The sequence below is a fragment of the Brevibacillus ruminantium genome (genome assembly GCF_023746555.1).
GTDB lineage: Bacteria > Bacillota > Bacilli > Brevibacillales > Brevibacillaceae > Brevibacillus > Brevibacillus ruminantium.
The window spans coordinates 3,138,356-3,152,285 of the sequence record NZ_CP098755.1 but is presented as its reverse complement, the minus strand read 5'-3'; the positions used below and the strand labels follow the sequence as shown (position 1 = coordinate 3,152,285).

The window sequence follows — 13,930 nt, the reverse complement described above, 5'->3', positions numbered from 1 at the left end:
TTACAGAGATGAATGAACGCATTCTTGATGTAAAAGACCTGCACGTCTCCTTCCACACCTATGCGGGAGAAGTCAAAGCGGTACGCGGTGTAAATTTTCACGTCAATCGCGGTGAAGCAGTTGCCATCGTAGGGGAGTCTGGCTGCGGGAAATCTGTAACCGCTCAAACATTGATGAAACTGATTCCGATGCCGCCAGGTGAAATTAAAAAAGGTGAGATTCTCTTCAATGGAGAAAATCTTGTTCATAAATCCAGCAAGGAAATGGAAGCCATTCGTGGAAAAGATATTGGAATGATCTTCCAAGACCCGATGACTTCTCTCAACCCTACCCTCACGATCGGAAACCAGATCATGGAGGGATTGATCAAACACCAAAAATTGTCTCGCGGCGATGCGCGCAAACGGGCAATTGATTTGCTCACGCTGGTAGGGATTCCCCAACCGGAGAAACGTGTGGATCAATATCCGCACGAATTCTCTGGAGGGATGCGTCAACGCGCGATGATCGCGATCGCCTTGGCATGCTCTCCGCAGCTTTTGATCGCTGACGAGCCAACGACTGCATTGGACGTGACGATTCAGGCGCAAATTCTGGATCTAATGAAGGACCTTCAGAAAAAGACAGGTACTTCGATTATTCTGATTACGCACGATCTGGGTGTTGTTGCCGAGATGTGCGATCGCGTCATCGTTATGTACGCCGGAAAAGTAATCGAAACAGGTACCGTTGACGATATCTTTTACAATCCGCAGCATCCGTACACAAAAGGCTTGCTGCGCTCTGTACCGCGTCTTGACTTGAACCGTGATGAACCGCTGACTCCGATCTTTGGTACGCCGCCGGATTTGCTTCGTCCACCAGTTGGCTGCGGGTTCACTGCACGTTGTGAATCGGCGATGCGTGTGTGCCAAGAGTTCGATCCCGAGTTGAATGATGTTAGCCAGTCTCAACGTGCAGCTTGCTGGCTCCAACATCCCCTGGCTCAGAATCGTGCAGGATCGTAAGGAGGAGGGAAACAAGTGGATAATCGTGAAACATTGTTAGAAGTCCGTAATCTAAAAAAATTCTTCAAAGTTGGCGATAATACGTTAAAAGCGGTTAATGATATCTCCTTCGAGATCAAGCGCGGGGAAACCCTTGGGGTCGTAGGTGAATCAGGGTGCGGAAAGTCTACGGCCGGCCGTACGCTGCTCCGTCTCTATGATGCGACAGGAGGAGACGTCCTGTTTGAAGGCAAAAGCATTATGAACCTGAACACACAGGAAATGAAGGCGATGCGCCGAAATATGCAGATGATTTTCCAAGACCCGTACGCATCGCTCAATCCACGGATGACGGTCGGGGATATTATCGGAGAAGCTCTTGATATCCATAATCTGGCGACTGGCCAAAAGCGCAAGGAGCGCATTCAGGAGCTTCTGTCCCTGGTCAGCCTGAACCCAGAGCATATGAACCGTTTCCCTCACGAATTCTCTGGCGGCCAACGTCAGCGGATCGGGATTGCCCGTGCGCTGGCTGTAGAGCCTAAATTCATCGTTTGCGACGAGCCGATCTCTGCACTTGACGTATCGGTACAAGCGCAAGTGGTAAACCTGCTGGAGCAGTTGCAGGAGAAAATGGGTCTGACCTATATGTTCATTGCCCACGATTTGTCGATGGTGAAATACATCTCTGACCGTGTGGCTGTCATGTATCTTGGAAAAATGGTTGAGCTCGCAGACAGCGATAAACTCTACGAAAAACCGCTTCATCCGTATACACAAGCGCTTCTGTCTGCGATTCCGATTCCGGACCCAGAAGTAGAGCGCAAGCGTGAGCGTATTGTTTTGCAAGGGGATGTTCCAAGCCCGATGAATCCACCAAGTGGATGCCACTTCCGCACGCGTTGCCCGAAAGCTATGCCGGAGTGTGCGGCCGCTGAGCCTGTTTGGAAAGAAATAGAGCCTGGCCACTTCGCTGCTTGCCATTTGTACAACTAAGAATAAAAGGACAGGATTTCCTGTACGTGGGGAATCCTGTCTTTCCCTCATCGAAATATGTTGGCCTCCGCGAATGGATGGGTTTCTGATCCCTGTAGTTTGTGGAGGCTTTTATTTATCTGGCTTATATCGGACCGAAAAAGAGAGAAGGGGGTAGTTCCCATGAAGAAAATCCGATTGCCTCAACTTCGCCAAAAAGAGAAAACGCTTTCGAATAAGCTGTCTGGCACCGTAGATTTCGTTCCGAGAAGTCTTCAAGGCTCGATGGCTAAAAAAATGATTACCTTTGGTATTATTCTCGTTATTGTCATTATTGGCGCTTTGCAATACATAGCTCTTTCCTTTTCAAAGAACACATTGATTACGATCACCTCCAACCAGGCCAGAATGTTGGCTGAACAATATGCTGACAGTATGGAGGACTGGATTGATAACCTGAAGAAATCATCATTGGAGACAGCTTCCAAACGAGTCATGACGACTGATCTCGAACCGTTGATCATGGAACAGTTCCGGCTCTTGCGTCAAGCTCACAAAGAGGTATCCAAGATCTATCTCGTCGATTCGACAACTGGCAAGTCTGTTTTTTCTTTGACCGGAAAAAATGAAATCGATTTTAAGCAAAAGCAGTACATGCAACAAGCACTAGCAACAGCGGGACCGGTTTTCTCCGATGAAGAAGTGGAGCTTGGAACAGAGAAGAGCTTTCTCTATCTGGCTTCGCCGATCGGAGAAAAGAATCAGGACACCTCTCGTCTGCTTGTAGTAGGATTCCAGCTTGATCCCATTATTAAAAAGGCGGAAGAAATTCCGTTCATGCAAAATGGGTATGCGTTCGTGGTCAGGAAGGATGGCTTGGTTACTGCCCATAAAGATCCGGCCAACAACAATAAGCTCTCCCTGGCGGGGAATCCGGACTACGCAGATTTGCTGGAAATGGTACAAAGCCAAGAGAGCAACAGTCTCCAGTACAAAGCAGATGGCGTAAATTCGTTTGCAGCCTTGGCCCCGATTTCCGCTTTGGGATGGAGCCTCGTGCTGACGACAGCCTCGTCTGAAGTTTACGGGGCCTTAAATGGCATGGGCATCTCTTTTGCGCTCATCAGTCTACCGATACTTGTTCTGGCAGCTCTTTCGATATGGTGGTTTGCTAAAAAGATTCGCCGCTCCCTTCTGGCTATTGCGCAGGATATGGAAAAAATCGGTTCCGGGCGCTTTGATGTACAAGTGCAAGTGAGAGGAAATGACGAGCTTGCCTTGGTGGGCCAGAAGATGAACGACATGGCTGGCGAACTGAGAAAGCTTGTGTCTCTGGTACAAAGCCAGGCCAACCGATTGAATTCGGCGGCAGAGGAATTGAATGTATCGGCCCAACAAAACACCGGATCGATCCATGCCATTACGGAAAATATCTCAATGATTTCTGAGCGAGTGTCCCAACAAACGAAAGAGGTTCTTTCTGCGGCTACGACCGTTTCAGAAATCTCCCAGGGTGTCGAGCAGGTTGCCATTGCTGCCGAATCGACCACACGTGCGACTTCTCGTACCTTTGAACGCGCGCAAGATGGTATGAAACTGGTTGAGAACGTCATTTCAACCGTACGCCAGGCAAGCGGGGAAGTGGGGCGTACAGCCGAACAGATGCATGGTTTGCGAGACCGTGCCAGACAGATTACCAGCATTGTGGAGATGATCAGCAGCATTGCGTCGCAAACCAATCTGCTTGCGTTGAATGCCGCGATTGAAGCAGCGCGAGCGGGGGATGCAGGCAGAGGCTTTTCCGTCGTCGCCAGCGAAGTCAGAAAGCTGGCCGAAGAAAGCAGCACCTTCTCTGAGCGCATCGCCGCTATAGCTCATTCAATCAATGATGAAGCGATGGACATGAGCAAACACATGGATGAGATCGTGACGATGGTCACCTCTGGTCTTCAGTCTGTGGAAACGGTAGGCACGGCTTTTCATCATATTGTCTCCGATATTCAGTCCGCCGCCGAGCAGAGCGAAGCGATGTCGGCTGCTTCGGAAGAAATGGCCGCCGGCAATCAAGTGGTCACCAGTTCCATGCAGCGTCTCTCTCTCGTCTCTGATGAGATTAACCAGTCCCTGGGCGGCGTCGTTTCGACGGTAGATGAACAGTTGCATTCTATCGCACGGATCAGTGAAAATGTAGAAGAATTGAAGCTGTTGGCCGATGAATTAGCTGAGAATGTCAGGAAATTTGTGATTTAATCCAAATTGGAAGACTCCCTTTTGATGTACAGAGGGGAGTCTTTTTGCGTGAAGAAATGATTGTGAATATTTTCCTGAGCGAATGGTGAGAATAGGAACATGAATGGAGGGAAGAGTTTGCTATGAAAAGAAGTCTGTATCTGAGCTTATGCTTCATCTTATGCGTTGCGTTCTTTTCTCCGTTATCGGTAGCGGCAAAGGAGAAAACGCCTGCCAAAGAAGGGCAGATGAACTTTGCACCGCGAGCAACCTCCGCGATACTGATGGAAGCGGATACGGGGACTGTCTTATTTGAAAAAAATGCGAACGAGAAGCTGCCTCCTGCCAGTATTACCAAAGTGATGACGATGTTGCTCATCATGGAAGCCCTGGACCGCGGAGAAATCAATTTAACAGATAAAGTCCGCACGAGCGAACGGGCTGCATCCATGGGCGGCTCCCAGATTTTTCTCCAGCCCGGTGAAGAAATGACGGTAGAGGAGATGATCAAAGGAATCGCGATCGCCTCGGGTAATGATGCGTCCGTCGCCATGGCAGAACATCTTGCAGGGACAGAAGAAGCGTTTGTGGCCAAGATGAACGAACGGGCCAAGGAGCTTGGGATGAAACATACTCATTTTGTCAACTCAAACGGCTTGCCTGCTCCGGGACATGTCGCTTCCGCCATGGATATTGCCATTATGTCCCGCGAACTTTTAAAGCATGAACAAATCACCAAATATACGGGTATCTACCAGGATTATTTGCGGAAAGAAAGCTCCAATCCCTTCTGGCTGGTCAACACCAATCGCCTTGTCCGCTTTTACGAAGGGGTAGACGGATTAAAGACAGGGTATACAAGTGAGGCCAAGTATTGTTTGACCGCAACCGCCAAACGAAACAACATGAGGGTGATTGCCGTTGTGATGGGTGAGCCCGATACGAAAACGAGAAATGCGGAAGTATCGACGCTCTTTAACTACGCATTTGCCCATTACCAGGTGGCTCCGCTCTACAAGAAAGGGGAGATCGTCCAAGAACTGACGGTAGACAAGGGAAAACTGCCTTCTGTCAAAGCGGTGACCCCTCACTCTGTCAGCCTGCTGATGAAGCGCGGAGAGTCAGCGGAACAATTTGAACGGGAAGTGGTTTTGCAGTCGAGGGTGGATGCCCCACTTAATAAAGAGCAGGTCGTCGGACATATCTTTATTCGGACAAAGGATGGCAAGGAAGTAAACCGGGTCAATCTTTACCCCGAGCAAACGATTGACAGGGCAGGCATGTGGGAGATTCTCAAGCGGACAACGAGAAACGTATTTATCCAGTATTGACACACAGCTAGAACGCGAAAAGAATCGGGTTGCCTCGAATTGTATCATGTGGCCGCTCGATTTTTTTGTTCTTTTGTCGACTGGCAGGAAATGGATTGAAGAGAGAAGAAGAGAGAGAAGACTACGGGATGAAGGAGTGTTTCAGCCATGAGTTTACGCATCAGTATGGAAACCAAACAGGATGTTTTGGTTGTCCGCCTGCAGGGTGAGCTTGACCATCACACTGCAGAGGAATTGAGGGGAAAAGTAGATGATTTGCTGCGCCAATCATCCATCCGTCATATTGTGCTCAGCCTGGCCGATCTGGCTTTTATGGACAGCTCCGGAATCGGAGTGATCCTCGGGCGCTACAAGCAGATTTCAGCACGCTCCGGAGAAATGGTCGTCTGTTCCATTAACCCGACGATCTACCGGATCTTCGAGATGTCTGGCTTGTTTAAAGTGATCAAGTTTCGTGAAAACGAAGCAGAAGCACTTCACATTTTGGGGGTGGCGTAGAGATGGCACAGCGCAATTTTATGAGTGTTTCGTTTGCTGCGCTTAGTCAAAATGAGGCGTTTGCCCGGGTGGCTGTCGCTTCCTTCATCTCTCAACTGGATGTCTCGGTTGATGAGCTGGAAGAGATTAAAACGGTTGTTTCCGAAGCCGTAACGAATTCGATTATTCACGGTTACGATGAAAATCCGGAAGGGATCGTACACATCACGGTCAAGATTGAAGAAAACATCGTGGAACTGGTAGTGGAGGACGAGGGAAAAGGAATCGAGGATGTCGATCAGGCGATGCAGCCGCTGTTCACCAGCAAGCCGGAGCTGGAACGCTCAGGGATGGGCTTTACGATCATGGAAAACTTCATGGACTCACTTGAAGTGGCAACGGGTGTCGGAAAAGGGACGAAAGTCCGACTGACAAAACGCCTTTCTTTTGCCAAAGCATTACAAAATTAGGAGCAGTGCCTATGGGTGCCGATATTAAAAACGCCAGTCAGCCGTTTCTTACCAATGAGCAAGTGAAAGAACTGATCGCAATGAGCCAGAGTGGAGATACACAAGCCCGAGAGTTGCTCGTCAATAGCAACATTCGGTTGGTCTGGTCAGTGGTTCAGCGTTTTATTAACCGCGGTTACGAGGCCGACGATCTGTTTCAGATCGGTTGCATCGGACTATTGAAAGCTGTGGACAAGTTTGACCTGAATTATGATGTGAAGTTCTCCACGTACGCCGTCCCGATGATCATCGGTGAGATCCAGCGCTTCCTGCGGGACGATGGCACTGTCAAGGTAAGCCGTTCGCTGAAGGAAACAGCGAATCGGGTAAGAAGAACGAAGGATGAGCTGTACAAACAGTTTGGACGGGCTCCGACGATTTCAGAAGTGGCAGAAGCGGTCGGAATCACTCCGGAGGAAGTCGTCTTTGCCCAGGAGGCCAGCAGAGCCCCTTCGTCGATTCATGAGACTGTCTTTGAAAATGACGGCGATCCGATCACACTCATCGACCAGATTGCAGACGAGAGTGTGGGGAAGTGGTTTGAAAAAATTGCCTTGAAGGATGCGATCAGCCGCTTGAGCGAAAGAGAACAGCTCATCGTCTATTTGCGCTATTACAAGGATCAGACACAATCAGAAGTGGCAGAGCGACTTGGCATTTCCCAGGTACAGGTATCGCGACTCGAAAAGAGAATCCTGCAAACGATCAAAGACCAGATTGAGCATTAGCTCTCTCTGGTCTTTTGCGTGAATGGCTTTTTCTGCAAGGCGCATACTAGCGAGTACACTGCAGATTGAACAAAGGAGGAGGGGGCCGATGAACGAACCGCTGTTTCTCAAGCTGCGCAAGCGTCTGGAGGTCAAGCCAGGGGCGCTCATCACCTTGGGAGATATTTGTCAGCTCTTTTGGGACGGTGATCGGGAGAAGGCGTTGGCACGAATGCCGGTTTATCAGGTAAAGCCAACAGACGGCAATCTGATCGTCGTGGATATCATGCAGGTGATCAAACAGATTCGCAGTGTATATCCTGAAGCTGCCTTGGAAGTGCAGGGAGCCTCTCACATCATCGTCGAGGTGTTGAATTCGCGCAAAAAGGCAAACACCATGCTGGTTGTTCTGGTGTGGATTCTGCTGTTTGTCGGGGCGGGGCTCGCCATCATGAACTTCCATACCGATGTCAGTATGGGGCAGGTACATCAGCGCATCTTTTATTTGATCACAGGACAAGAAAATAAACAGCCGCTCTGGCTTCAAATCCCTTATTCCATCGGCATCGGACTAGGGATGATTCTGTTTTTTAACCATATTTTCCAAAAGCGGATCAACGAGGAACCCAGTCCCCTGGAGGTTGAGTTGTTCTTGTACCAGCAAAACCTGGATCAGTATTATATCCAGCATGAAAACAAGGAGAATGAGCGGTCCAAGCCATGAATTTGTGGCAAATGGCGGTACTCATGATCCTCGGACTGGGGGGAGGACTCGCTGTGGGCAGCGGGTTCGTTGCATTTATTACGGTTCTGGACATTATTCCCCGGCTTGCACAATTGACCAATGCACATCGGCATATCAGAGCACTGGAGTGGGCCTTAATCAGCGGAACACTCTTTTTTACCATGGCTGACTTTTTTCATTGGGTTGCCAAACTGCCCCTCGTTTTCACTTCCGTTTACGGTCTTCTGGCGGGGGTTTTTGTCGGTACACTGGCGGCTGGCTTGACGGAAGCCCTGAATGTCTTTCCGATTCTGGCAAAACGGATGCATATGGATTCTCGACTCCTTTCACTTCTGATGGCGATGGTGCTCGGAAAGATCATCGGGTCGCTGGTGCAATGGTGCCTGAAGCTGTAGCTGAAAATGGAAAATTGACCCATTCATAGAAGAGGGTAGAGGCAGACAAGATATGGATATCACGAGTGCAGACAGAACGGATGCGAAGGGGGTATCACCATGGCAACAAAAGCAAAATCAAAGGGATCGAACCAGATGACCAAGCAGCTCTACCAACAGCATGCAGCCAAATTCCAGCCAAAACGGAATGTCTTGCTCAATTCATTTCGAGCCTTTTGGGTTGGTGGAACAATTTGCTTGCTGGGTCAGATTCTGCAGAACATGTACATTCATTTCTTTGGCTTCACTGAAAAAACGGCGGGCAATCCAACTGTTGCCACGTTAATTTTCATTGCGATTGTGCTGACCGGCCTCGGGATTTATGACAATATCGGCCAGTATGCCGGTGCCGGTTCGGCTGTACCGGTAACAGGGTTCGCCAACTCGATCGCCTCTTCTGCGATCGAACACCGCAGCGAGGGACTAGTATTGGGGGTCGGAGGGAATATGTTCAAGCTGGCCGGCTCCGTGATCGTCTTTGGTGTGGTGGCTGCCTTTATCGCGGGTTTGCTGAAGACGATATGGAAGATGATTGTGTGAGGAGAAAGAGACGATGACAAACCGTTCAGCAGAGTGCCGAATCGGTAGACAGACTTGGCACTTTCCACAAGATGTGCGGATTCTATCAACCGCCACTGCCGTTGGTCCAAAAGAAGGGGAAGGACCGCTCGGCAGCCTGTACGACCAAATCTATAACGATATGTACGCCGGTCAGGATTCCTGGGAGGCTGCTGAGAGGCGATTGCTCGAGGATGCGGTATCCATCGCCCTGGAGAAAGCAAAGCTTACAAGCACTGATATCGATGTGATATTTGCCGGCGATTTATTGAACCAAAATATCACCACCAGTTTTGCGGCCGAAAAGCTGGCGATTCCCTTGATGGGAATGTACGGAGCCTGCTCCACCTCGATGCTGACTTTGGCCAATGCAGCTTCGCTGGTGAACGCGGGATATGCCAACAAGGCAGTAGCAGCTTGCAGCAGCCACAATGCGACGGCTGAAAGACAGTTTCGATATCCGACGGAATACGGGGGGCAAAAACCGCCGTCAGCCCAGTGGACCGTTACGGGAGCCGGCGCAGCAGTCGTCGGGATTGGCGGGCAGGGCCCCAGAATCACGTACGCCACAATTGGGAAAGTCATCGATATGGGAATCAAAGATCCTTTTGATATGGGCTCGGCGATGGCTCCTGCCGCCTCCTCCACCCTGCAGGCGCATTTTATCGACACTGGCCGCAGTCCCCAGGATTACGATTTGATCGTGACGGGTGATTTGGCCGCGGTTGGATTTCCCATCTTGAAGGATCTGATGAAGCGGGATGGTTATGATATGGATCGAGTCTACAATGATTGCGGGCTGATGGTCTACTCACCTGATCAAGAGGTGTTTGCAGGCGGCAGCGGCTGTGCCAGCAGTGCCGTGGTTACCTACAGCCATATTGTCAGCCAGTTGAACAAAGGCTTGCTGAAAAAAGTACTGGTCTGTGCTACGGGGGCTTTGCTGAGTCCAATCAGTTACCAGCAAGGTCATTCGATTCCCTGCATCGCACACGCCGTCGCATTGGAAGGAGGAGTGGCTTGATGGAATATGTGATTGCCTTTGCCGTTGGCGGGCTGATTTGTGTAGTGGGACAGCTTTTGATGGACGTCGCCAAGCTAACACCGGCCCATGTCATGAGTACGCTGGTCGTCACCGGAGTTGTCCTCGATTTTCTGGGTCTCTACGACAAATTTATTGATTTTGCCGGTGCGGGTGCCACTGTTCCCATTACCAGCTTTGGCCACTCTCTGTATCACGGAGCGATCTCGGAGGCAGAGCAACACGGCCTGATCGGAATCGTCACGGGCATTTTTGAAGTAACGAGTGCGGGCATCTCCGCTGCGATCGCCTTTGGCTTTCTGGCCTCTTTGGTTTTTAAACCAAGGGGGTGATCCCGCCTCAAGGATGGTGAGGGCTGTATGGCAAATAGACGACGTCGCGTGATTCTCATTACAGATGGTGATCATATCGCCCAAAGAGCGGTTGAGACCGTAGCCAGACAGATCGGAGGACGCTCCATTTCGCTTTCTGCTGGCAATCCCACTCCGCTCAGCGGGCCTCAGATGGTGGAACTGATCAAAATGACTCCGCAAGATCCAGTCCTGTTGATGTTTGATGACAACGGGGATCGCGGACGCGGGAGAGGCGAGCAAGCATTGGAATACGTCGTCCATCATCCCGACATTGAGGTGCTGGGTGCCATTGCTGTTGCTTCTAATACAAAGTGGGTCAGCGGAGCCGTGGTGAAAGTCTCTGTAGATAATCGCGGCAGAATTGTCGAAGAGGCAGTGGACAAGGATGGCTTTGCGGAAACAGATCTGGAGAATCGCATCTATGGCGATACCGTCGATATTTTGGGCAAGCTTCAGGTCCCACACATCATCGGGATTGGCGACATCGGCAAAATGCAGGGAAGAGACAGCTTGCGCAATGGCTGCCCGATCACCTTGGCCGCAGTAAATTGGATACTGGAAAGGAGCGGGTTCCATGACAACACAACAGGTGGAGAAAAAGCGACTGATTGTCGAAAACCTGGATGAAAATAAAACGTACCTCAACCATGCACTCGGCATCGGAGAAAACTTTGATATCGGACTTCATGAGTTTACGGTGGGACGAACGCGTGTACTACTGTACTACATCAATGGATTTGCCAGCGACAACATCATCACGCAAGTCCTGCGAGATTTGAATGATCTGAGAGAAAGAGATCTGCCTGCTGACGTTTTCGAACATCTGTTCCATAAATACATTCCTTATTTTCAACTGGCCAAAATCGCGACTGCCAATGAGTTTATTGACAAATTGCTGGTAGGGCAGGTCGGTCTGGTCATCGAGGGGTCGGAAAAAGCAATTTTGATTGATGCCAAGATTTATCCGACCCGCACGCCAGAGGAACCTGACACGGAGCGGATTGTTCGGGGGGCGCATGACGGCTTTACGGAAACACTAGTCATCAATACCGTCCTGACCCGGAGACGTATACGGGATGAACGCTTGCGATTTGAGATCATGCAAATCGGCAAACGGACAAAAACCGATGTGGCGATCGCTTATTTGAAAGGCGTCGCAAACAAGGAACTAATTGCAACCTTAAAGGAACGTTTGCAAAATATCGATATCGATGGCATTCCCATGGCAGAGAAGACGGTCGAGGAATTTATTATCGGAAAGACTCTTCACCCTTTTCCCTTGGTTCGCTATACGGAACGACCTGATGTCGCTGCCGTCCACCTTTTGGAAGGTCATGTTCTGATCTATGTAGATACCTCTCCCAGTGTCATGATCACGCCCGCAACATACTTTCATCACGTCCAGCACGCAGAGGAATACAGACAGACTCCCGTAGTTGGCGCATATCTGCGTTGGGTGCGGTTTTTGGGAATCTTTGTGTCTGTGTTTTTGCTGCCGATATGGCTCTTGCTTGCCATGAATCCTTCCATGGTCCCTGATGTGCTGCATTTTATTGGAATAAAGAAAACGGGGAGTATTCCACTGCTGGCACAGTTTTTGGTGGCCGAGATCGGTTTGGACCTGATGCGGATGGCCGCGATTCATACGCCTTCGCCGCTGTCCATTGCGATTGGTTTGCTGGCGGCGATCCTGGTCGGAGATGTCGCAATCAAGGTGGGGCTTTTTGCTCCCGAAGTGATTTTGTACCTGGCGGTAGCCGCGATCGGGATGTACGCAACCCCCAGCTACGAGCTGAGTCTGGCCAATCGGCTGGTGCGTCTTTTCCTGCTCCTGATGGTCGGCTTTTTCTCCACGACCGGTCTAATGATCGGGTTGTTGGTTGTCCTGGTTGCATTGGCGTCTACACGTTCGCTGGATACCCCGTACCTTTGGCCGTTTATTCCCTTCAATTTCAAGGGATTCAAGGATATCCTGATCCGGATGGCAGTGCCTATGAAAAACAATCGGCCCAGTATCGTTCGTTCGCACGACTCGACGCGTCAATAAATATTCTGACAACAGCGGCTTCACCCATTGTCAAACGTCCCTCCTTGTAGTAAATTGATTCTTGAGAATTTATCTGGTAGATGCGGCAACTGTTCTCATTACAGTTGCCTTTCTCGTATAGATAGACAGGGCTGAACTCTATCACATATTCTGCAGCGTATTGGGGAGGATTTGGGGATGTATTTACACGGAACAAGTCGAGTCAACGAACACGGACATTTGGAAATCGGCGGCTGCGATACAACACAACTGGCCGCAGAGTACGGCACGCCTTTGTATGTCTATGATGAAGCGCTGATCCGCAGCAAATGCCGGGCATTTGTCAATGCTTTTCGGACATCCGGTTTTTCTTTTCAGGTGGCTTACGCAAGCAAAGCCTTCTGTACGATGGCGATGTGCAAGCTGGTAGAAGAAGAAGGCTTGTCGCTGGACGTCGTCTCAGGGGGAGAATTGTACACGGCGTTGCAAGCCGGCTTTCCGGCTGAACGCATCCATTTTCACGGAAACAACAAATCTGTAGAAGAAATCACGATGGCCCTTGACGCGAAGATTGGCTGCTTTGTCGTCGATAACTTCTATGAACTTTCTCTCCTTGCAGACATCGGAGAGCAAAGGATGGAAAAGGTAGCCGTGCTGTTACGGGTGACACCTGGTGTGGAAGCCCATACACATGAATATATCTCAACCGGCCAGCAAGACTCCAAATTCGGCTTTGACGTCATGAGCGGGCAGGCACTTGCAGCCATCCAACAGGCTTATGAAAGCAACTGGCTGCATCTGCTGGGGATTCACAGCCATATCGGCTCGCAAATTTTTGAAGCAGACGGTTTTCTGATTGCGATTGGCCGTTTGGCGGGATTGCTGGATGAGGCCAGGGAAAAAAGCGGATTTGTACCGCAGGTGTTGAATGTTGGCGGCGGTTTTGGAATCCGTTATGTCGAAGGGGACACCCCAATGCCTCCCGAGTATTATGTGGAAGCGATCACGAAAGCAGTTCGCGAGGAGTTCACCACCCGACAGCTTCCTTTGCCGGAGCTGTGGATTGAGCCGGGCCGCAGTATTGTTGGCGATGCCGGAACGACCCTTTATCAGATTGGCTCTCACAAGGAAATTCCGCAGCTGCGTAAATACGTAGCGGTCAATGGTGGGATGACGGATAATTTGCGACCTGCCTTGTATCAGGCACAGTACGAAGCGGCGATTGCCAATCGGATGAACGAGCAAAATGCTGAAACGGTCTCTATCGCAGGAAAATGTTGTGAAAGTGGGGACATGCTGATCCATGATATTGCTCTTCCTGTAGCAAAGGCGGGTGACATTCTGGCGGTTTCCAGTACTGGCGCGTACGGTTATGCGATGTCCAACAACTACAACCGGATTCCACGTCCAGCCGTTGTATTCGTTCACGAAGGCAATGCAGAGCTGGTAGTGAAACGTGAAACGTACGCGGATATCGTTAACCACGACTTGCTTCCCGCGGGCAGCAAAGTAACCAAATAATCTACAGAAGGCCTTCTCCAGCTTGGGGAAGGCCTTT

General features: G+C 50.2%; 15 protein-coding genes. All 15 read left to right on the top strand.

Annotated features, from left to right (window positions below):
- Positions 1–8: 8 nt before the first annotated feature.
- The 15 genes from NDK47_RS15565 (at position 9) to lysA (ending at position 13,893) form a co-directional block, all read left to right on the top strand.
- Positions 9–1,007, top strand: a complete 999-nt coding sequence (locus NDK47_RS15565) for an ABC transporter ATP-binding protein (RefSeq protein ID WP_251870674.1) — start codon at positions 9–11, stop codon at positions 1,005–1,007.
- Between the two features lie 15 nt (positions 1,008–1,022).
- Positions 1,023–1,982: an ABC transporter ATP-binding protein gene (locus tag NDK47_RS15560; protein WP_251870673.1), complete on the top strand. Its 960-nt coding sequence runs from the start codon at positions 1,023–1,025 to the stop codon at positions 1,980–1,982.
- A gap of 162 nt (positions 1,983–2,144) precedes the next feature.
- Positions 2,145–4,211 carry a methyl-accepting chemotaxis protein gene (locus tag NDK47_RS15555; protein ID WP_251870672.1) on the top strand — a complete coding sequence of 689 codons (2,067 nt, stop codon included), beginning with the start codon at positions 2,145–2,147 and terminating at the stop codon, positions 4,209–4,211.
- A 122-nt stretch (positions 4,212–4,333) separates the two neighbouring features.
- Positions 4,334–5,521: a D-alanyl-D-alanine carboxypeptidase family protein gene (locus NDK47_RS15550; RefSeq protein WP_251870671.1), complete on the top strand. Its 1,188-nt coding sequence runs from the start codon at positions 4,334–4,336 to the stop codon at positions 5,519–5,521.
- Positions 5,522–5,668: 147 nt separating this feature from the next.
- The gene (gene spoIIAA, locus NDK47_RS15545; protein WP_251870670.1) at positions 5,669–6,019 is read left to right on the top strand and encodes an anti-sigma F factor antagonist; all 351 of its coding nucleotides are present in this window, start codon (positions 5,669–5,671) and stop codon (positions 6,017–6,019) included.
- Between the two features lie 2 nt (positions 6,020–6,021).
- Positions 6,022–6,468 carry an anti-sigma F factor gene (gene spoIIAB, locus NDK47_RS15540; protein WP_251870669.1) on the top strand — a complete coding sequence of 149 codons (447 nt, stop codon included), beginning with the start codon at positions 6,022–6,024 and terminating at the stop codon, positions 6,466–6,468.
- A gap of 11 nt (positions 6,469–6,479) precedes the next feature.
- Positions 6,480–7,235, top strand: coding sequence for an RNA polymerase sporulation sigma factor SigF (gene sigF / locus NDK47_RS15535; protein WP_251870668.1), 756 nt, complete (start codon positions 6,480–6,482; stop codon positions 7,233–7,235).
- Between the two features lie 88 nt (positions 7,236–7,323).
- Positions 7,324–7,938 carry a stage V sporulation protein AA gene (locus NDK47_RS15530; protein WP_251870667.1) on the top strand — a complete coding sequence of 205 codons (615 nt, stop codon included), beginning with the start codon at positions 7,324–7,326 and terminating at the stop codon, positions 7,936–7,938.
- Positions 7,935–8,354: a stage V sporulation protein AB gene (locus tag NDK47_RS15525; protein ID WP_251870666.1), complete on the top strand. Its 420-nt coding sequence runs from the start codon at positions 7,935–7,937 to the stop codon at positions 8,352–8,354. Before NDK47_RS15530 ends, NDK47_RS15525 begins: the two co-directional genes overlap by 4 nt.
- 99 nt (positions 8,355–8,453) lie before the next feature.
- Positions 8,454–8,933 carry a stage V sporulation protein AC gene (spoVAC, locus tag NDK47_RS15520; RefSeq protein WP_251870665.1) on the top strand — a complete coding sequence of 160 codons (480 nt, stop codon included), beginning with the start codon at positions 8,454–8,456 and terminating at the stop codon, positions 8,931–8,933.
- Positions 8,934–8,946: 13 nt separating this feature from the next.
- Entirely contained in the window at positions 8,947–9,975 is a 1,029-nt protein-coding gene (gene spoVAD / locus NDK47_RS15515) for a stage V sporulation protein AD (RefSeq protein ID WP_251870664.1), read from the top strand.
- Positions 9,975–10,325 (top strand): stage V sporulation protein AE, encoded by a 351-nt coding sequence (spoVAE, locus tag NDK47_RS15510; RefSeq protein WP_251870663.1) that lies wholly within the window; start codon positions 9,975–9,977, stop codon positions 10,323–10,325. Before spoVAD ends, spoVAE begins: the two co-directional genes overlap by 1 nt.
- Positions 10,326–10,352: 27 nt before the next feature.
- Complete coding sequence (locus NDK47_RS15505) at positions 10,353–10,973, top strand: stage V sporulation protein SpoVABEA (RefSeq protein ID WP_251870662.1); 621 nt, start codon at positions 10,353–10,355, stop codon at positions 10,971–10,973.
- Positions 10,921–12,393 carry a spore germination protein gene (locus tag NDK47_RS15500; RefSeq protein ID WP_251870661.1) on the top strand — a complete coding sequence of 491 codons (1,473 nt, stop codon included), beginning with the start codon at positions 10,921–10,923 and terminating at the stop codon, positions 12,391–12,393. Before NDK47_RS15505 ends, NDK47_RS15500 begins: the two co-directional genes overlap by 53 nt.
- A 177-nt stretch (positions 12,394–12,570) precedes the next feature.
- Positions 12,571–13,893, top strand: a complete 1,323-nt coding sequence (gene lysA, locus NDK47_RS15495) for a diaminopimelate decarboxylase (RefSeq protein WP_251870660.1) — start codon at positions 12,571–12,573, stop codon at positions 13,891–13,893.
- Positions 13,894–13,930: the final 37 nt, after the last annotated feature.

Bases quoted from the DNA above. Each gene is read 5' to 3' on its own strand.
- NDK47_RS15550 (WP_251870671.1), top strand. From the start codon at position 4,334: ATGAAAAGAAGTCTGTATCTGAGCTTATGCTTCATCTTATGCGTTGCG.
- NDK47_RS15525 (WP_251870666.1), top strand. From the start codon at position 7,935: ATGAATTTGTGGCAAATGGCGGTACTCATGATCCTCGGACTGGGGGGA.
- NDK47_RS15505 (WP_251870662.1), top strand. From the start codon at position 10,353: ATGGCAAATAGACGACGTCGCGTGATTCTCATTACAGATGGTGATCAT.
- spoIIAA (WP_251870670.1), top strand. From the start codon at position 5,669: ATGAGTTTACGCATCAGTATGGAAACCAAACAGGATGTTTTGGTTGTC.
- NDK47_RS15565 (WP_251870674.1), top strand. From the start codon at position 9: ATGAATGAACGCATTCTTGATGTAAAAGACCTGCACGTCTCCTTCCAC.
- spoIIAB (WP_251870669.1), top strand. From the start codon at position 6,022: ATGGCACAGCGCAATTTTATGAGTGTTTCGTTTGCTGCGCTTAGTCAA.
- lysA (WP_251870660.1), top strand. From the start codon at position 12,571: ATGTATTTACACGGAACAAGTCGAGTCAACGAACACGGACATTTGGAA.
- sigF (WP_251870668.1), top strand. From the start codon at position 6,480: ATGGGTGCCGATATTAAAAACGCCAGTCAGCCGTTTCTTACCAATGAG.
- NDK47_RS15555 (WP_251870672.1), top strand. From the start codon at position 2,145: ATGAAGAAAATCCGATTGCCTCAACTTCGCCAAAAAGAGAAAACGCTT.
- NDK47_RS15530 (WP_251870667.1), top strand. From the start codon at position 7,324: ATGAACGAACCGCTGTTTCTCAAGCTGCGCAAGCGTCTGGAGGTCAAG.
- NDK47_RS15500 (WP_251870661.1), top strand. From the start codon at position 10,921: ATGACAACACAACAGGTGGAGAAAAAGCGACTGATTGTCGAAAACCTG.
- spoVAC (WP_251870665.1), top strand. From the start codon at position 8,454: ATGGCAACAAAAGCAAAATCAAAGGGATCGAACCAGATGACCAAGCAG.
- spoVAD (WP_251870664.1), top strand. From the start codon at position 8,947: ATGACAAACCGTTCAGCAGAGTGCCGAATCGGTAGACAGACTTGGCAC.
- spoVAE (WP_251870663.1), top strand. From the start codon at position 9,975: ATGGAATATGTGATTGCCTTTGCCGTTGGCGGGCTGATTTGTGTAGTG.